The sequence below is a fragment of the Salinimonas chungwhensis DSM 16280 genome, from assembly GCF_000378185.1.
Lineage (GTDB): Bacteria > Pseudomonadota > Gammaproteobacteria > Enterobacterales > Alteromonadaceae > Alteromonas > Alteromonas chungwhensis.
The window spans coordinates 283714-301394 of sequence record NZ_KB899378.1 but is presented as its reverse complement, the minus strand read 5'-3'; the positions used below and the strand labels follow the sequence as shown (position 1 = coordinate 301394).

The following is a 17681-nucleotide window of genomic DNA, read 5'->3' as shown; positions in this document are numbered from 1 at the left end:
AGGCGAGGGCGCGCAAACGCTGGGAAAGGGGAAGTGATTCCCCTTCAGGTACAAAAAAAAGACTTTATGCCGGGCAGGTTTGAGTTTGTCGGTTTAGCTGGTTCGTTCTACTGACATATGGGTCAGTGCAATCAGGGCTTGTTTAAACGGTGACTCGGGAACCGGATCCAGACTTTTAATCGCCATGGAAACTTCTTCATGGGCCCGCGACCGGGTATAGTCCAGTGCGCCGGTTTGCTGCATAATGCGCTGGATCCGCTCAAGATGGGGTAAGCCATTGGCATTTTCGATGGCTTCGCGAATGAGCAGACGATCATCATCGTTTTCGGCGTTCCACATGGCGTAAAGCAGAGGCAGTGTTGGTTTACCTTCAGCCAGATCATCACCGGTATTTTTACCCATTTGGTCACTATCTGATAAGTAATCAATAATATCATCGGCCAGCTGAAAGGCAGTGCCCAGATGCTTGCCATAATTCTGCATCGCGCGCTCGAGGGATTCCGGCTGGTCCGTTAAAATGGCTGAAAGTTGCGTAGCCGCCTCAAATAAGCGCGCCGTTTTGCCATAAATAACATCAAAATAGCGTTTTTCGGATGTTTCCGGATCATTGCAGTTCATCAACTGCAAAACTTCTCCCTCGGCAATCTGGTTGGTCGCTTCGGACAAAATTTCCATTACCCGCATACGATTTAAGCTCACCATCATCTGGAAAGAACGGGTATATAAAAAGTCGCCCACCAGCACGCTGGCCTGATTACCGAAAATCGCATTCGCTGTTTCACGGCCCCGACGCAGGGTAGATTCATCCACTACATCGTCATGCAATAACGTGGCGGTGTGTATAAATTCAATGATAGCCGCCAGCGTATGATGATCATTGTTCTCAATATTCATCGCCCGGGCAGCCAGCACACTCAGCAGCGGCCGCAGACGCTTGCCGCCACTGTTTACAATATAAAAACCAAGCTGGTTAATCAAAGATACGTCAGAGTCGACTTGTTGTTGTATTAACTGATTGACTGCTTTCATATCATCAGCAGTCAGCGCCCGGATTTGCTCTAAGTCCATATGCATTGGCAAAAAAGAAAGACAGGTACATGGGTTTGCAGCTGATTGTACCTGAATCGCAGGGCACTGCCACCTGATTGTCTTAAAAACCTGCCGATAATCTCAATCGTACTTTTCGATTGACCGCAACGATGAAAAATAGCCTTTAGAGAGTATTTTCGCAGTAATAGGGTTAATTTTAATTGTTGACCTCATCCGTCGTTGGGGAAAGCTGTGTGTACCAGCGATCTTCTTGGGATCCATTGGCGATCGGAGACAACAAAGGTGAGAAAATATGCTGTCTGAGCGATTTAATACTGCACAAGTTGTTGGTTTTGTGCTAAATTCGCGCGCCATAACTGCGGATTGTATGTATCTTCCGCCCCGGTGTGAAAAATAGGCAAATTTTATGCGATGCGGGGTTGTGGATGGGGGATGTTTCACGTACAATTCGCGCCCTGTTTTTTGAATTGAAGCGTCAAGTGACGCAGAGCGGAGTAGAATATGTACGCGGTTTTCCAAAGTGGCGGTAAACAACACCGTGTGGCTGAAGGCCAGACCGTTCGTCTAGAGAAGATCGAAGTCGCGCCAGGCGAGACTGTTGAATTCGATAACGTATTGATGGTTAGTAACGGTGACGACGTTAAGATCGGCACCCCTTTAGTGGCTGGTGGTAAGATTACTGCTGAAGTTGTACAACACGGTCGTGGCGAAAAGATTAAAATCGTCAAATTCCGTCGTCGTAAGCATTCCCGTCAGCAAGCGGGTCACCGTCAGTGGTTCACAGAAGTGAAAATCACTGGTATCAACGCATAAGAGGAGCACGAACACATGGCACACAAAAAAGCTGGTGGTAGTACTAAAAACGGTCGCGATTCCATAAGTAAACGCCTTGGTGTTAAACGCTTTGGTGGTGAATCTGTTCTTGCTGGTAACATCATCGTTAGACAACGCGGTACTCGTTTCCACGCAGGCGACGGCATCGGTATCGGCAAAGACCACACACTGTTTGCACTTCAAGATGGCAAGGTTCAGTTCAATGTGAAAGGACCTAAAAATCGTAAGTTTGTAAGCATCGTAGCAGAATAAGCGCACACGCTTTTTGCTGAAAGGCTTAAAAAAACCCCGCGCTAGCGGGGTTTTTTATTTTCCCTTCCCCCGTAAGCGTATCAATTCCTGCCAATATCGTGATGCAGGCTTTGCATTAGTGTAAACTTAAGGTTCGCAGACTGGCGAAGGCGTAGCATATTGCCTGTCACTGGGCAAAACTGGAAACATCCGGAGTGATAAATGAAATTTGTTGATGAAGCTGAGATTCGAGTTGAAGCTGGCGATGGTGGAAACGGCGTAGTTGGCTTTCGACGTGAAAAATATGTCCCCAGAGGCGGCCCGGATGGTGGTGATGGCGGTGATGGTGGCAATGTGTACCTGGAAGCTGATGAAAACCTCAACACACTGATTGATTATCAGTTTGAGCGCTTTCACCGTGCTGAACGGGGTAAAAACGGGCAGGGCAGCGATTGCACCGGCCGCGCGGGTGCCGACCTGACGCTCAAGGTGCCGGTGGGCACGCGGGCGACGGATACAGAAACCGGTGAAACACTGGGGGATTTAACCCGCCATGGTCAAAAGCTAAAGGTTGCTCAGGGCGGATTTCATGGTCTGGGCAACGCGCGCTTCAAAAGCAGCACCAACCGCGCCCCCCGACAAAAAACCAATGGCACGCCAGGAGAGATCCGCAATCTTCGACTGGAGCTAATGTTGCTAGCCGATGTGGGTTTGCTGGGGATGCCCAATGCAGGGAAATCCACATTCATCCGGTCGGTATCCGCTGCCAAACCTAAGGTTGCTGATTATCCGTTTACAACATTGGTACCTAATCTTGGCGTGGTACGTCAGCATGCTCAGCGTAGCTTTGTTATCGCGGATATCCCCGGGCTGATAGAAGGCGCGGCTGATGGTGCCGGTCTGGGTATACGGTTTTTAAAGCATCTTGAGCGTTGTCGGGTGTTATTACATCTGGTTGATTTAATGCCTGTTGATGGCAGCGATCCGGCCGAGAATGTGCGTACAATTATTGGTGAGCTTGAAAAATACAGTCCGAAATTGGCTGAAAAGCCTCGCTGGCTGGTTTTCAACAAAGTTGATTTGCTGCTTGATGACGAAGTTGATGAGCGGGTCGATGCAATCGTTAAAGAGCTCAACTGGGATGATCGGGTTTTTAAAATCTCTGCCTTCCAGAAACTCAACACCGATGATCTGTGCAACGAGGTAATGAAATTTATCGAAGACATGCCCGTTGAAGAAGCACCGGAAGAGAGCACCGAAGAGGTTGAGTTTAAGTGGGATACTTACCATAAGAAAACGATTACCCAGCAATCGGCCGATGACGACGAAGACGATGACGACTGGGATGAAGATGACTACGATGTGGAAGTTGAATACCCTAAGTAAGCGAGCAGTCTGATGAAAATAGCAATGATAGCAGCCATGGCCGCCGACAGGGTAATCGGGATGGATAACACCATGCCCTGGCACTTGCCGGCCGACTTACGGCATTTCAAAGCGGTTACTTTAGGTAAACCTGTGGTAATGGGTCGTAAGACGTATGAGTCTATTGGTAAAGCGTTGCCTGGCAGAACAAATATTGTAGTGTCCGGTCAGGCGGACTTTTCACCCAGTGATGCGCATAAGGTTAACGCCATCGACGACGCTGTGAGACTGGCCAGTGAACTGGCATCTGAGGCGCAGGAAGTGATGATTATCGGTGGCGGCCGCATCTACGAAGCGATGTTGGAAAAAGCCGATAAGCTATACCTTACTTTCATCGACCTGACAGTTGACGGCGATACGCAGTTTCCTGAGTACAGTCATTTAAACTGGCAGCAAACAGCGTCTGAGTCTCATGCAGCAGATGACAACAATCCCTATAACTATCAGTTCGTCACGTTAGAAAGACAATAAGCTGTTTCGATAAATACTGCGTTGACGTATCGCTTAACAGGATAACGCACCAGCGTTGTGAGCAGTTGCACCACGGCTGATTCATTGGCGGTAACCAGTTTGATGCTGAAACAGCGGATATCTGTGAGATAAAAAATAAAAAACCGCTTATAACAAATAAGCGGTTTTTTTCTGGCTGGAATATAATGCAGATGCCTGTATTATTCCCCCATGTGTTCGAACAGGTTTTCCAGAGACAGGCCCTGTAGACTCAGCATTTCTCGCAACCGGCGTAATGCTTCAACCTGAATCTGGCGAACTCGCTCGCGGGTCAGGCCAATTTCCACACCTACATCTTCCAACGTTGAAGGTTCATAACCTAACAGGCCAAAGCGCCGTGCCAGAACCTCCCGCTGTTTTGGGTTAAGCTCTTTGAGCCAGTTGACGATATTTGATTTAATATCAGAATCCTGAAGATTCTCTTCGGGGCTGTATTCGTGCTGATCGGCCAGAATGTCTAACAATGCTTTCTCATTATCTCCACCGATGGGCGTATCCACCGAAGTAATCCGTTCATTCAATCGTAACATTCTGGTGACGTCTTCTACCGGCTTATCCAGCGCTAAAGCTATTTCTTCTGCTGTAGGCTCATGGTCAAGCTTTTGTGACAACTCACGGGCTGCGCGCAAATAAATGTTGAGCTCTTTTACCACGTGAATAGGCAAACGAATGGTTCGGGTCTGATTCATAATCGCCCGTTCAATGGTTTGCCGGATCCACCAGGTAGCGTAAGTTGAAAAACGGAAGCCTCTTTCAGGATCGAATTTTTCGACCGCGCGGATCAATCCAAGGTTACCTTCCTCAATCAGATCTAACAGTGCCAGACCACGATTGTTATAACGACGGGCAATTTTAACAACAAGGCGTAAGTTGCTGACAATCATACGCTTACGTGAGGCTTCACAGCCTTTTAGCGCACGACGTGCAAAGTGCACTTCTTCTTCAGCGGTAAGTAGTGGGGAAAACCCTATTTCACCCAAATACAATTGAGTGGCATCAAGGTTTTTAGTCGTTTCTTCCGGTGCAGTGAACACATCAGTAGTGTCATCATCACTGGAATCAATAATATCTTCATCTACGACGATATCATCCATTGCATCGATATCTTCGTGAGGCGTTGGTGTCTTTGGGGCTTTTATTTTTCCCATGACGGCATCTCCTGCGTAAATTTAATTACCTCAAATGTTCTCCTTTAACTCTCTTATTATTGTTTATTGTTATTTTGATCGTTGGGGGAGGTAGCGAAGTGGATCTAAAGATTTGCCCCTGTAACGCACCTCAAAGTGTAGCTTTACAATGTTCGTGCCACTATCACCCATACTGCCAATCGTTTGCCCTGCTTTCACCCACTGCTGCTCTTTAACAGTGATTTGGTCGTTGTGCGCATAAGCACTCAACAGACTATCGGTATGCTTAACAATGATTAAGTTACCATAGCCTCTCAGGCCATTACCGGCATAGACCACCTTTCCTGCTGCCGCAGCTTTTACTGCTGCTCCTCTGGCACCAGAAATAATTATGCCTTTACGGCCGGATTCATTCTGATTAAATGTCTCCGTAACTCTTCCTGACGCAGGCCAAACCCACTCTGCAACCCGTTCAGGAAACCGTCTTCGTGCCGAATATTTGGCACTCACCGTCGGGCTTTTGACGCGCTTAACCGACTGGTTGTTAACATTATTTTTACGATCACCATACGCCTGCTTCTCTGGCTGGTCAACTCTCTTTTGCGCTTTAGGTGGCGAGGTCTGACCAGACCCTTTTTGTTTATTATACGAACTATTGTTGTTCGTTTTTGCAACAGTTTGTGGCGGTGTCAGGCGTAATTTTTGGCCCGGATATATATTGTACGGAGCCTGTAATCGGTTAAAGCGCGCAATATCCTGATAGTCCTTATTGGCGTACCAGGCTATAGCAAACAATGTATCGCCAGTTTTAACAGTATAGGTATCGCCTGAATAATGAAAATCTTTAGAAGGTGGCTGACTATTTAGTGTAACTACGGGAGCAGGGGAGTGCTTTGACGTACAACCGGAACACCACAGGATGCCCAGCAAAATGAGCAGATACCGCCAGATTCTGCTCTCCACCACACTTATCCCTTCAACAAAAAGTACGCGATAACCACAAGTGCAACCACAGCCCAGCCGAGAATTTCTATGGATTGCCTTAGCCTGGCTTCCATCGCTGCACCACCCCAGCGCATTAACGCGGCGACCAAGAAGAAGCGCGCGCCACGGCCGATCGCGGAAGCGATAATAAAGGGGATCATCGCCATCTGCATGACACCAGCACTGATGGTAAATACTTTATAAGGGATGGGCGAAAAGCCGGCCAGAAAGACTACCCAGACACCATAAGCCTGGAACCAGGTGGTTGCCTGCGCCATTTTTTCGCCATAACCGGCGGAAATAATCAGCGGCTCAATCCAGGCATCAAATGCAAAGAAACCCAGCAGATATCCGGCGATCCCCCCAAGTACACTGGCCAGTGTAGTCAGTAGGGCAAAATACCAGGCTCTGGAGGGTTGCGATAATGACATGGGGGCGAGCATGACATCGGGGGGAATAGGAAAAAACATAGACTCTGCAAAGCTAAGGCCGCCCAGATAACGGCTGGCATGCTTATGGCGAGACCATCGAATAGCCAGGTCGTAACAAGGCTGAAATATTTTCAAAGAAGATCTCCTTCGACCAGCGGCACAAAGCGCACAGACTCAACAGTTTTTGTCTGTAACTCACCTTCTGTCCGATCGATACATAAAAGTTGTTGTTGTTCGTTACCCACCGGTATGATCAGACGACCGCCGTCTTCGATTTGCAACAACAAATCGTCAGGAATGCGACTGGCTGCGGCGGTAACAATAATGGCATCGAACGGCCCTTTAGACGCCCACCCCCGCCAGCCATCGCCGTGTTTCATAGCAATGTTGTGCAGATCAAGGTGATTCATGCGTCGCTTGGCCTGAAACTGCAGGCTCTTAATACGTTCCACACTAAAAACATTATTGAATAATTGTGCCAGAATGGCGGTTTGGTAGCCCGAACCAGTACCAATTTCGAGTACTTTTTTAGGCTGATTAGCGGCTTCCAGGAGTAATTCTGTCATCCGCGCAACAATATAAGGTTGCGAGATAGTCTGGCCCTGTCCGATGGGCAGGGCAGTATTTTGATAAGCCTTGTGTTTAAGCGCATCGGGCAAAAACAAGTCGCGTGGTGTCGCCGCTATTGCATTTAGTACCTGCTGATTTCTAACACCTTCCTGGTAAAGCAGTTCAGCCAGGGTTTCCCCTTTTCTCGATGATCTCATTGCAGTATTCGTTTCCTGACGAAAAAAGCCCGTTGTAGTTATTCGTTATCCAGCCATGTTTTCATATCGCTCAGGCTGTCATGAGCGGTCATATCGACATCCAGCGGTGTCACAGAGCAGAAATTATTGGCGATGGCATGAAAGTCCGTGCCTTCTGATGCATCCTGTTCCGCACCGGCCGGGCCATACCAGAAAATTGTCCGACCGAACGGATCCTGGGTTTTAACCATACCTTCTGCACGGTGTCTGCGGCCCTGCCGGGTAACCTTAATGCCCTCAAGAGAGGCATAAGGTATGTCCGGAACATTAATATTAAGAATTTGGTTGGTATTCAATGGATGCTTTTTTAGTTTCTCAATAATATCCAACACTACCTGCGCTGCGGTCTCAAAATGATTACCCTCATGACTGGTCAGTGATACCGCAATAGCGGGTAGCCCCATATAACGGCCTTCGGTGGCAGCAGCAACGGTGCCAGAATAAATCACATCATCGCCAAGGTTAGCACCGTGGTTGATGCCAGAAACCACCAGTTCAGGTTCCTCCTGCATAAAGCTGTTGACACCCACATGGACACAATCAGACGGCGTGCCGTTTACCGAATAAAAGCCATTATCCAGTTGTTGAACCCGCAATGGCTGGTGCAACGACAATGCATTGCTGGCACCCGAACAGTTGCGATCCGGGGCTATGACGGTGACATCGTGTTTTTCACTTAACGCGTTAAACAGTACATTAATGCCTTTGGCAAACACACTGTCATCGTTACTCAAAAGAATTTTCATTATGACTCCCGGGTCGGTCTTCGTTTTATTGATGGGTAGAAACGCATTCGCGCAAAACCGATGTTGCAAAGCATCCGCTGGGCAGCGAAAAGCAAAGGGTCAATGTATCACCTTGCTGTTCCCATTCAAGATTTTCCGGCCAGATTTTTATGCTGCGGCGCTCTTGTTTCAGGCCTGCCTGAGCAAGAAAATCAGCAACCGGCGCAAATGCTGAAGCTACCCTGGTTTCAAGTTCCAGCGCTGCGGCTTTAGAAGGAGGCGTACCAGCGCCCCACATCGCTGCTGACGGGCTCAGATCTTTATCGATATAACGCTGCTGCACTGTGTTATCGTCACCATCATTAATAAAAAAGCTGTTCGAACCTTTCAATATAAGTGCATCACCGGGCAGCACAGTATCAAACACCCCCTGCGCAATGCGCTCACTAAGCTGGCTGTTAAACAGATGACTGCGTAGCGCAGACAACGCCATGGAGCGTTTGTTACGATTGCGGATCGTTTCACCTGCAATCATTTTCGTGGCCAGAGCGAGATTGCCGCCTTCCAGGCGCTCCCCGTTTTCGGTCAGTCGTACAGAGCCAAAACGCTGTTCACCAAAATAGTTAGGTAACCCATTGGTTTCAATCATGGCTAAACGTGTAGTTAACGCGGACATCTCTGTCACATTTCGCAATGTAACAGTAAAGCGATTACCTTTTAACTGGCCGGTTTTCAGTTTCTTATTATGGCGGGTTTGATTAAGAATACGTACCCCGGGTACAGCAAATCCGTCAAAATCAAAATCTGCCTGGCCCGGCGCATGCAGGCCATACCATTGACGGGTAAGGGCATATTTATCCTTGCGTCCGGCATAGGTCACTGCACGCAGGGGCAAATTAGTAAATTTGGCCAACTCTTCAGCAACAAAGGCGGTATTGGCGTTAACCTTTTCTACCAGTATAAACTGATGCTCACCCTCACCGGTTAAGGGATAGCCCAGATCCTCAATAACCACAAAGTCCTCAGGATGTTGTTTAAAGGCCGCCGCTGCTACAGGTTTTCCATAAAAATAACGCCAGTCAGAAGAAGATAACTGCATTATGCGTCTGCTCTAATCAAAAGCGTCACGGCATGGGCTGCGATGCCTTCTTTGCGACCGGTAAAACCCAGTTTCTCGGTGGTTGTTGCTTTAACGTTGATAGCATCTGTGGCGACCTGACAATCCTGCGCAATTGCTGTTCGCATGGCTTCAATATGCGGAGCCATTTTAGGGGTCTGAGCGACAATGGTCATATCAGCATTACCGATTTTATAGCCCTTTTGGGCTACCTCGCTGATTACGTGCCGAAGCAGTCGGCGGCTATCGGCGCCCGCATAAGCATCATCAGTGTCAGGAAAGTGTTTGCCGATATCGCCCAGTGCGGCGGCGCCAAGGATTGCATCGCACAGCGCATGGATTAATACATCACCATCAGAATGTGCCACCAGGCCCTGATCATGCTCTATGGTGACACCGCCCAGCACAATCGGGCCCGGGCCGCCAAATTTATGAACATCAAAACCATGACCAATTCGCATAATGCTACCTTTTATCGTTTTAAAGAGTGTTGTTAGTTAAGTAAAATGTGGCCAGCGGCAAATCTGCAGGCCGGGTGATTTTTATATTGGCCGGATTGCCCTCAACCAGTTCCACCGTATAACCCTGGGCTTCCATGGCGGATGCCTCATCGGTAATGGCAAGCTTGTTACGCAAACCATCCTCCAGTGCCTGTCGCAACAGACCAGTGTTAAACAACTGCGGGGTCAGTGCATGCCACAGATTTTCTCTGCACTCTGTGTGTTTGACCGTGATTGTGGTGGCACTGACAGCAGCGGCCCGTTTCATCGTATCGCGCACCGGGCTGGCCAGAATGCCGCCATCTACAGCTTTATTATTCATCACTGCCAGCAAGCGATCGATATCACCATGGGTCAGGCAAGGTCTGGCCGCATCGTGGACCAAAACCCAGCTATCTGCAGGCAGAGACAGCAAACCATTTAGCACTGACTGGGCGCGATCATTGCCACCGGTAACCATGGTCAGCCAGTCTGCATCGCTAACCGGCAAATTTGAAAAATAGGTATCCTCAGCGCTGATTGCGACAATGACCTGACAAACACGCGGGTGCGTTATCAGCGTGTCCAGCGTATGTTCAAGGATTGTTTTGCCGTTTATGGATAAATACTGTTTTGGCCGGTCTGCCTGCATGCGGCTGCCGATGCCGGCCGCCGGCACAACCGCGTAAATGTATGGTTGCTTCATAGTTACTGCTGTTCAGACGGTAAAATGCGATAAAACGTTTCGCCACGTTTGATAAGGCCAAGTTCGTTCCGGGCCCGCTCCTCAATTGCCTCCAGACCAATTTTTAGATCGTCAATATCTGCCTGTAAAAGGGCATTTCGCTGGGCCAGATTGGCATTTTGCAAAGACTGACGCTGCACATCTTTTTTCAGTGCCACATAATCCGGAATACTGTTTTTGCCTAGCCATAAGCGATACTGCAGCAGACCAAGCAGTACCAGCAAAACCAATGGCACCCATTTTTGTTTCAACACAGCGATTACCTGCCCAGTTACCAGCGCAATTTTATATCATGACTATGCCAAAAGGCGCTCCACTGAGCCATGAATATACTCTCATTAGTTCAGTTTACATGGGCAACGCTGCGATACCAATACTAATGGTGAAAATGCTATTAAGGATAAAAAATTCTATCTAAAAGTTAATACAGTGATTGAGCCTGAATTATGGTTAGCCCGTCGCAAGGTGAAACAAGCAGAGATAGTAAGAAAACACATCCTTTTGGATCATCCCACAGTGTCATTTTTACAAAAATAATAGCTTTGTTAACGGGACTTTCATCAGATTTTGGTAAGCAGCTTAGTCTGAGGAAGTAAAATAGTCATGTATGTATTTGCTGATGGACGGAAAAAAGTCCTGGACATACGGATCAGAAACAACCTTATGATGTATCAATTAGGTGGTAACTAAAAGTTACTCATGTGTATAAGGTTTACCCGGAATCTGCCATCCATTCCTTTTCTGTAACTGATCCTGCCAGCTAATTCTTTTATGCTAGTATCCACAAAATGGCGCCCTGAAGCTGATCTCTTACCTCACTACAAGAGTTAAAAGGGCAACAAGCGATCAAAAAGTGGACGTATTCGATTTCGCTTGCATTGTATGCAATTTATCGAAGGGTGTGCTTTGCGAACACGCTGTAATTTTAAACATTATTACTAATAAGGCGAGCAATGCTTACTAACGAAGACTTAAATACCCTATCTTCTATTCGCCAGCGCATTCGCGACCACTACCGGATTGACGAATCAGTGGCTATTGACCAAATTCTTCCAATTGCCGAAGTAAACCCTCGTGCGCGCTCACGCGCCTGGGAACGTGCCCGTAAAATGGTGCTTAAAATCCGTCGTGAGCAGCAAGGTCATGGCGGTGTGGATGCACTGTTAAACGAATATTCTTTGTCTACCGCTGAAGGTGTGGTGCTGATGTGTCTGGCTGAAGCCCTACTTCGGGTACCGGATGAAGAAACGCAGGACACACTTATCCGGGACAAATTATCCCAGGGTAAATGGACACCTCATCTTGGCAATTCTGACTCATTGTTTGTTAACGCGTCTGCCTGGGGCTTGTTACTTACCGGTAATATGGTGAACTATGCGGACAAGCGTAAGAGTGAACAATTCGGTTTGTTGAAGCGCACCATGGGTCGGCTGGGCGAGCCAGTGATTCGCCGCTCTATGAATATTGCCATGCGCGTCATGGGCCGACAGTTCGTAATGGGTGAAACCATTGAAGATGCGGTCGAGCGCGCGAAAGAAAAAGAGAAGAAGGGTTACGTTTATTCTTACGACATGCTGGGTGAAGCTGCCCGGACTATGAAAGACGCTGACCGTTTTTACGATTCCTATGCCCACGCGATTAAGGTTATTGGCAAGGCGGGAGATGGTCGCGGGCCGAAAAAATCCCCTGGTATCTCAGTTAAGTTGTCTGCATTGCATCCGCGGTTTGAATTTTTACAACGCGACCGGATCATGAAAGAGATACCGCCACAGCTTAAATCGCTGTGTCTGATGGCTAAAGAATACGATATTAAACTGACTGTAGATGCCGAAGAAGCCGATCGTCTTGATGTATCATTGGATATCATTGAAGAAGTTTTTCGTGATGAGGAACTGGAAGGCTGGACAGGTTTTGGTGTTGCCGTACAGGCGTATCAGAAGCGTGGTCTGCACGTTATCGACTGGTTGCGTAAGTTAACTGAAGACACTGGTCGCACCATGATGGTTCGCCTGGTCAAGGGTGCTTACTGGGATACTGAAATCAAAATGAGCCAACAGGCAGGTGTGGATACATTCCCGGTCTTTACCCGCAAATCCTCCACCGATGTATGCTATCACGCCTGTGCTAACCGCTTATTGGATTACCGCGATACGTTGTATCCGCAATTCGCTACGCACAACGCATATACAGCGTCAGTAATTCTGGAACTGGCCGGTGACGACAAAGAGGGTTTCGAGTTCCAGTGTCTGCACGGCATGGGAGATACCCTTTATGATCAGGTTGTTACCGAAGATAAAATTCAGTGCCGGGTTTATGCACCAGTAGGTGATCATGAAGACCTTCTGGCGTACCTGGTACGTCGACTACTGGAAAACGGGGCTAACTCTTCATTTGTTAATGCCATTGTTGATGAGTCACAGCCTGTAGAGTCGCTACTGGAAGATCCGGTTGAAAAAACCCAGCGTCTCAAGACACGTTATAACACCCAGATAAAGCCACCCCGTGAACTGTATGGTGATGAACGGCTTAACTCTCATGGTCTGGATCTTACTGATCATATTGCTGTTAATGCGCTGTCTCACGAGACTGACAAGTGGAATAAATTTTATTCCATGGAAGAAAGCGATATACCAGAGGGTGGAACGGCAGTCAGAAATCCGGCAAATCATGATGACATTGTTGGTTATCACAAATACGCCAACGAAGATGATATGAAAAAAGCGTTGGATATTACGGCTGATGGATTTGAATCCTGGGCGAAGCGCTCGGTAGAAGAGCGTGCAGATATTCTAGAGCGTACTGCTTATGCGCTGGAACGCCATATGGGCGAATTGATTGCAATTTGTATCCGCGAAGCGGGTAAAACTGCTCAGGACGGTATCGACGAGGTGCGTGAAGCGGTAGATTTTCTTCGGTATTACGCAGCCCGTGCCCGTGAGTTGGATGAAGATCAGCGCTTAGTGCCGCGTGGGGTTGTTCTGTGTATATCACCATGGAATTTCCCACTGGCTATCTTTACCGGCCAGGTAGCGGCTGCATTGGTAACCGGGAACACGGTAATAGCCAAGCCGGCCGAGCAAACCAGTATTATTGCGCGTCGCTGTATTGAGATCATGCATTCAGTCGGTTTACCCGACGATGCGCTGCAGTTACTGATTTGCCCGGGTAAAGGGGTTGGTGAAACGCTACTGCCGGATGAGCGTATCAAAGCAGTAATGTTCACTGGTTCTACTCAAACCGGTACGATGATTTCCCAGACCCTCGCATCGCGCGGTGGTGAGCAGGTTCCATTGATTGCTGAAACCGGTGGTCAGAACTGCATGATTGTAGACTCTACTGCATTGCCAGAACAGGTTGTTGATGACATTGTTCATTCAGGCTTCCAGAGCGCAGGTCAGCGCTGCTCTGCACTACGTGTGCTTTATGTGCAGGAGGACATTGCTGACAATCTGACAGATATGCTGATTGGTGCAATGAAAGAGCTGGACATTGGTAACCCCATGTATCTGAAAACTGATATTGGACCGGTTATCGATCAAAAAGCACTGGATAGCCTGCAAAAGCATGAAGAATACATGAAAGAACATGGCAAACTTCTGCATCAGTGTGAATTACCAGAAGGGTCTGAGAACGCCACTTTCTATCCGCCAACATTGTATGAAATTGAAGGTATTGATGTACTGGAGCAGGAAACATTCGGTCCGGTTATTCATATTATCCGTTTCAAGGGCAGTGAAATTGAAGGTGTGGTAGATAAGATCAATAGCACCGGTTACGGTCTGACCATGGGTATTCACTCACGCATCGAGGATCGTGCCTATGAGCTTGCGGCACTTAGTCGTGCCGGAAACGTATATATCAACCGAAACATGATTGGTGCCATTGTTGGTGTGCAACCCTTCGGTGGCCGTGGACTGTCAGGTACAGGTCCTAAAGCGGGTGGACCCAACTATCTGCCTCGCTTAATGATGGAGCGGGCAACGCCTAAACCTTCACGGGTTTCTGATATGGAGCAACTGGATGAGAAGCTTGTCAGTGATGACAACGCATCAGACCAGGCTTCAAAGATGATGGACAATGCCCTGGAAGTGCAGGAAAAATGGCGTCATACCAAGCTTAACGACCGTATATCTTCGGTTCGCCAATTGCTGGCAAAAATTGCTAAAGTTGACATTGTTGATGAGCTTGCCGATGACCTTAACCGGACGCTCGCCACTAGCCGTCAACAGCTTATTCAGATTGAAAAGCGCATGGCGAAGCCACAGGAGCTGCCAGGACCCACTGGTGAATCTAACAAGTTGTATCTTGAGCCTCGGGGCATTCTGGTATGTTTTGCGGACAAAGGCGTTACCTTTGAATACTGGACATTATCTATAGTGACCGCACTGGCAACAGGCAATGTTGTGGTATCAGTCGTATCTGATCTGTTCTACGAAGAGGCAAAAGAGTTTCAGAAGAAGTTCAATGCCACCGGCGCGCCTGAAGGCGTGTTACAGGTCGCTAAGCTAGAGCATCTGGGAGCACTGCTTCTGGATGAAGATTTAGCAGGTGTGGTTGTGGACTCTCAAACTGAGCGAACAGCACAGATTTCTGCCATGCTGGCATCCAGAGAAAGCGGACCTATCATCCCTGTTATTACATCAGAGTATCATGACAATCTGATTCAGCGGGTGGTGACAGAAAAAGCGATTAGTATTGATACAACCGCCTCAGGTGGTAACACCTCACTAATGACGCTGGAAGAAAAGGACGATTAACAGGACGTTTACTTAAAGATAGTAAAAAACCCGGTTCAGGCCGGGTTTTTTTATGTCGAACATTAAAGTATGTCTGCAAAAAGCAACACTGCAAAGCGAAGGCTATGTAACTACAACCATTCGTTTTTGCGACCGCGCTTTTTGGGTAAAAAGGTCAGAATCACGCCTAAAAGAACGCCCGCACCAGCAACCATACCACCGCGAGTAAACCACTTTACCATCTCATCTTTTTCCTGATTATCCAGCGTCGCAGTCAATTGCTTAATTTCACGTGCCTGGGTTTCAGTCTCACTTTTTAAGGCGTTCAGTTCATTTCTGGCACTGCTAAGCTGTTGCTTAAGACGACCATTTTCTGACTGTAACCCCTGCAGACTAGCCTGACTGTCTGCCAGTCGCTGGCTGATAATCGGTAGCTTTTCGGCCCGGGACATTTCATTGCTGATAAACCGGCTCTCCACCCATCCGGTGCGGTTTTCCGTATGTTCTTTTATTTTCATAAACTCAGCGTCACGATCATTTTCCAGAATCGTTACCGGCGTACCTGCCTCGACACTGCCCAAAATGCGGTAGTTCCTGCCGGCACCAGAGTGCATGAAAATGTAAAGTTCATCCTTAACATAATGCGATGAGGAAGGCTCCATATCCGGAGTATCCTGCAGGCCAAAAGCCTGAAACGAGAACGCGATCATTACAGGCGCGAGCCACATTCGAAACATATAGTATCCGTAAACGTATTGATCCAACAAAGGATGTTAGAAACTGTGAAAATTAAAGGCAAGCATCGTGCCGCTTACCCCGGACCATCGACTTGTTACTTTAACGCGCCTGCGCATCAAGGTTAAGCGGAATTTCATAAAAACAGCGACAATCCATTGCTATAACGGCCTGTGGCGGGTAAGGTGACTGACACTATCTTACTCTTCTTGCCCGCACGTTTAATGGCTGAAATCGAATTAAAATTTGTCTCTCGTCAACTGACACTTGATGACTTTCTGGAAAAGGTCGTTCCTGCTTTAAAACAGTTAGGGATGGACGTTTCGCCGCCGCAACGCATGCAGCTGCAAAACGATTATTACGACACGCAGGCGCATGATTTTCAGCAGCACAAAATTGGTTTTCGGGTGCGTGGAAATGATGGGGTATTTGAGCAAACTCTTAAAACCCGTGGTGAAGTCCGCGGTGGGTTGCACGAGCGTGCCGAGTACGATATTCCATTATCAGAAGCGACCCCCGATTTAACCCTGTTTGATAAAGAAGTGTGGCCGGAAGGGCTGGAGGCTGAGAAACTTAATGGAAAGTTAGAGCACCAGTTTTCCACCCATTTTACCCGCACTGCGCTGAACGTTATTCATAAGGGCAGCACAATTGAGATTGTGTTGGATGAAGGCGAAGCTTTCACTGGCAAAGAACGCTCTTCCATTAATGAAATTGAACTGGAAATGAAAGAAGGGGAAGTACCCCCGCTGTTTGATATCGCTGATATTATCAATAGTATCTTGCCGGTTCGGGTAAGCGATGTATCAAAAGCGGCGCAGGGCTATCAGTTGCTTAATGGCGTATCCAACAACATTACCCCGCTACCGGAGTTTTTAGCCTTACCCAGCGATGCTTCTACAGAAGCTGCATTCATGGCCGCCGCCCAGCAGGCGCTGACCCACTGGCAGACCCATGAACATCTGTTTCTGCAGACAAATTCCTCTAAGATGCTGAATGAAGTGGCTATCAGTATCCGACTGTTGTTGCAGGCGGTCTCGCTGTATTTGCCCGTGTTACAGTGCCGGCAGATGCTGGATTTGCACAAACAGTTAATGAATTATATGCCTGAATGGGCCTGGCAGGAAGATTTGCGCAGCCTTCGTCAGGTGGTCTCAAAAAAAAGCCTGTTTAATAAATGTCTGAGCCGCTATAGCTCGCTGCAAAGCTACTTGCATGGCCGTAAAGCGGGCTTAGTGCATGCTTACGATCCAGCCACACTGATGCATACTACCGAGTCTACCGCTATTAAGTTGTCGGTCATCCGTTTGCTCACTGAAAAGCCCTGGCAGAACGAGTCGACCACGTATCAGATGCCGGTTACTGAACATGCCAGGGGCTGGTTGTCCCAGAGCTGGCAGACTGTACAGCAAAGTATGTCACCGACCCAGGCTATGGCTGCGGCTAATTATCTGGCGGTGGAAGTGGTTTTACGCCAAACCTTGTGGAACGGCTTCCTGCTGGCGGATTTGTTTTCTGGTGAGCGCCATGCTTTTCGTGCGCCCTGGCTGGATATTTTAACCGGTATAGATGAGCTTAAAGCTCTGGAAATGCTAAAAACGCTAATTAGTGATACTGACCCTGAGGATAAGCGCAAAATTACCCAATGGGCCAATGAAAAAGAAGCTAACCTGCTTACTGTCATGGAGCGGACACGCAAAGTGGGTATGCAGGGCGATATTTACTGGTAACAGTGTAGAGGGCGGA

17 protein-coding genes are annotated in these 17681 nt (G+C 48.0%); 6 read left to right on the top strand and 11 right to left on the bottom strand.

Annotated elements, in window-relative coordinates; translation table 11 throughout:
• Positions 1–93 precede the first annotated feature (93 nt).
• The gene (gene ispB / locus F458_RS0108225) at positions 94–1068 is read right to left on the bottom strand and encodes an octaprenyl diphosphate synthase (protein WP_026294583.1); all 975 of its coding nucleotides are present in this window, start codon (positions 1066–1068) and stop codon (positions 94–96) included.
• Positions 1069–1551: 483 nt separating this feature from the next.
• Between ispB and rplU the strand changes: the two genes are divergently transcribed.
• The 4 genes from rplU to folA all read left to right on the top strand — a co-directional run bounded on the left by rplU (position 1552) and on the right by folA (position 4011).
• Positions 1552–1863, top strand: coding sequence for a 50S ribosomal protein L21 (gene rplU, locus F458_RS0108220; RefSeq protein WP_018982928.1), 312 nt, complete (start codon positions 1552–1554; stop codon positions 1861–1863).
• A 15-nt stretch (positions 1864–1878) separates the two neighbouring features.
• Positions 1879–2136 carry a 50S ribosomal protein L27 gene (rpmA, locus tag F458_RS0108215; RefSeq protein WP_018982927.1) on the top strand — a complete coding sequence of 86 codons (258 nt, stop codon included), beginning with the start codon at positions 1879–1881 and terminating at the stop codon, positions 2134–2136.
• Between the two features lie 201 nt (positions 2137–2337).
• Entirely contained in the window at positions 2338–3501 is a 1164-nt protein-coding gene (gene cgtA, locus F458_RS0108210) for an Obg family GTPase CgtA (RefSeq protein ID WP_018982926.1), read from the top strand.
• A gap of 12 nt (positions 3502–3513) precedes the next feature.
• Positions 3514–4011: a type 3 dihydrofolate reductase gene (gene folA / locus F458_RS0108205; RefSeq protein WP_018982925.1), complete on the top strand. Its 498-nt coding sequence runs from the start codon at positions 3514–3516 to the stop codon at positions 4009–4011.
• A gap of 200 nt (positions 4012–4211) precedes the next feature.
• Here folA and rpoS read toward each other — a convergent pair whose 3' ends face one another.
• From rpoS to ftsB, 9 genes are all read right to left on the bottom strand, one after another.
• Positions 4212–5198: an RNA polymerase sigma factor RpoS gene (gene rpoS / locus F458_RS0108200; protein ID WP_018982924.1), complete on the bottom strand. Its 987-nt coding sequence runs from the start codon at positions 5196–5198 to the stop codon at positions 4212–4214.
• A 69-nt stretch (positions 5199–5267) separates the two neighbouring features.
• Complete coding sequence (locus F458_RS0108195; protein ID WP_018982923.1) at positions 5268–6143, bottom strand: peptidoglycan DD-metalloendopeptidase family protein; 876 nt, start codon at positions 6141–6143, stop codon at positions 5268–5270.
• 2 nt (positions 6144–6145) lie between these two features.
• Positions 6146–6727, bottom strand: a complete 582-nt coding sequence (locus F458_RS0108190; protein ID WP_018982922.1) for a YqaA family protein — start codon at positions 6725–6727, stop codon at positions 6146–6148.
• On the bottom strand, positions 6724–7359 hold the full coding sequence (locus tag F458_RS0108185; RefSeq protein ID WP_018982921.1) for a protein-L-isoaspartate(D-aspartate) O-methyltransferase: 636 nt from the start codon (positions 7357–7359) through the stop codon (positions 6724–6726). Before F458_RS0108185 ends, F458_RS0108190 begins: the two co-directional genes overlap by 4 nt.
• A 38-nt stretch (positions 7360–7397) precedes the next feature.
• Positions 7398–8144 (bottom strand): 5'/3'-nucleotidase SurE, encoded by a 747-nt coding sequence (surE, locus tag F458_RS0108180; protein ID WP_018982920.1) that lies wholly within the window; start codon positions 8142–8144, stop codon positions 7398–7400.
• 25 nt (positions 8145–8169) lie between these two features.
• Positions 8170–9222, bottom strand: a complete 1053-nt coding sequence (gene truD, locus F458_RS0108175) for a tRNA pseudouridine(13) synthase TruD (RefSeq protein ID WP_018982919.1) — start codon at positions 9220–9222, stop codon at positions 8170–8172.
• A complete protein-coding gene (gene ispF / locus F458_RS0108170; protein WP_018982918.1) occupies positions 9222–9701 on the bottom strand; it encodes a 2-C-methyl-D-erythritol 2,4-cyclodiphosphate synthase in 480 nt (159 codons plus the stop codon). Before ispF ends, truD begins: the two co-directional genes overlap by 1 nt.
• 19 nt (positions 9702–9720) lie before the next feature.
• A complete protein-coding gene (ispD, locus tag F458_RS0108165; protein WP_018982917.1) occupies positions 9721–10425 on the bottom strand; it encodes a 2-C-methyl-D-erythritol 4-phosphate cytidylyltransferase in 705 nt (234 codons plus the stop codon).
• Positions 10426–10427: 2 nt separating this feature from the next.
• Positions 10428–10718, bottom strand: a complete 291-nt coding sequence (gene ftsB, locus F458_RS0108160) for a cell division protein FtsB (protein WP_018982916.1) — start codon at positions 10716–10718, stop codon at positions 10428–10430.
• Between the two features lie 699 nt (positions 10719–11417).
• Here ftsB and putA point away from each other — a divergent pair.
• Entirely contained in the window at positions 11418–15221 is a 3804-nt protein-coding gene (putA, locus tag F458_RS0108155; protein ID WP_018982915.1) for a bifunctional proline dehydrogenase/L-glutamate gamma-semialdehyde dehydrogenase PutA, read from the top strand.
• A gap of 110 nt (positions 15222–15331) precedes the next feature.
• Here putA and F458_RS0108150 read toward each other — a convergent pair whose 3' ends face one another.
• On the bottom strand, positions 15332–15937 hold the full coding sequence (locus F458_RS0108150) for a TIGR04211 family SH3 domain-containing protein (protein ID WP_018982914.1): 606 nt from the start codon (positions 15935–15937) through the stop codon (positions 15332–15334).
• 222 nt (positions 15938–16159) lie between these two features.
• Between F458_RS0108150 and F458_RS0108145 the strand changes: the two genes are divergently transcribed.
• Positions 16160–17665, top strand: coding sequence for a CYTH domain-containing protein (locus F458_RS0108145; RefSeq protein ID WP_018982913.1), 1506 nt, complete (start codon positions 16160–16162; stop codon positions 17663–17665).
• Positions 17666–17681: the final 16 nt, after the last annotated feature.

Bases quoted from the DNA above. Each gene is read 5' to 3' on its own strand.
- ispB (WP_026294583.1), bottom strand. From the start codon at position 1,068: ATGGACTTAGAGCAAATCCGGGCGCTGACTGCTGATGATATGAAAGCA.
- rplU (WP_018982928.1), top strand. From the start codon at position 1,552: ATGTACGCGGTTTTCCAAAGTGGCGGTAAACAACACCGTGTGGCTGAA.
- rpmA (WP_018982927.1), top strand. From the start codon at position 1,879: ATGGCACACAAAAAAGCTGGTGGTAGTACTAAAAACGGTCGCGATTCC.
- cgtA (WP_018982926.1), top strand. From the start codon at position 2,338: ATGAAATTTGTTGATGAAGCTGAGATTCGAGTTGAAGCTGGCGATGGT.
- folA (WP_018982925.1), top strand. From the start codon at position 3,514: ATGAAAATAGCAATGATAGCAGCCATGGCCGCCGACAGGGTAATCGGG.
- rpoS (WP_018982924.1), bottom strand. From the start codon at position 5,198: ATGGGAAAAATAAAAGCCCCAAAGACACCAACGCCTCACGAAGATATC.
- F458_RS0108185 (WP_018982921.1), bottom strand. From the start codon at position 7,359: ATGAGATCATCGAGAAAAGGGGAAACCCTGGCTGAACTGCTTTACCAG.
- surE (WP_018982920.1), bottom strand. From the start codon at position 8,144: ATGAAAATTCTTTTGAGTAACGATGACAGTGTGTTTGCCAAAGGCATT.
- truD (WP_018982919.1), bottom strand. From the start codon at position 9,222: ATGCAGTTATCTTCTTCTGACTGGCGTTATTTTTATGGAAAACCTGTA.
- ispF (WP_018982918.1), bottom strand. From the start codon at position 9,701: ATGCGAATTGGTCATGGTTTTGATGTTCATAAATTTGGCGGCCCGGGC.
- ispD (WP_018982917.1), bottom strand. From the start codon at position 10,425: ATGAAGCAACCATACATTTACGCGGTTGTGCCGGCGGCCGGCATCGGC.
- putA (WP_018982915.1), top strand. From the start codon at position 11,418: ATGCTTACTAACGAAGACTTAAATACCCTATCTTCTATTCGCCAGCGC.
- F458_RS0108150 (WP_018982914.1), bottom strand. From the start codon at position 15,937: ATGTTTCGAATGTGGCTCGCGCCTGTAATGATCGCGTTCTCGTTTCAG.
- F458_RS0108145 (WP_018982913.1), top strand. From the start codon at position 16,160: ATGGCTGAAATCGAATTAAAATTTGTCTCTCGTCAACTGACACTTGAT.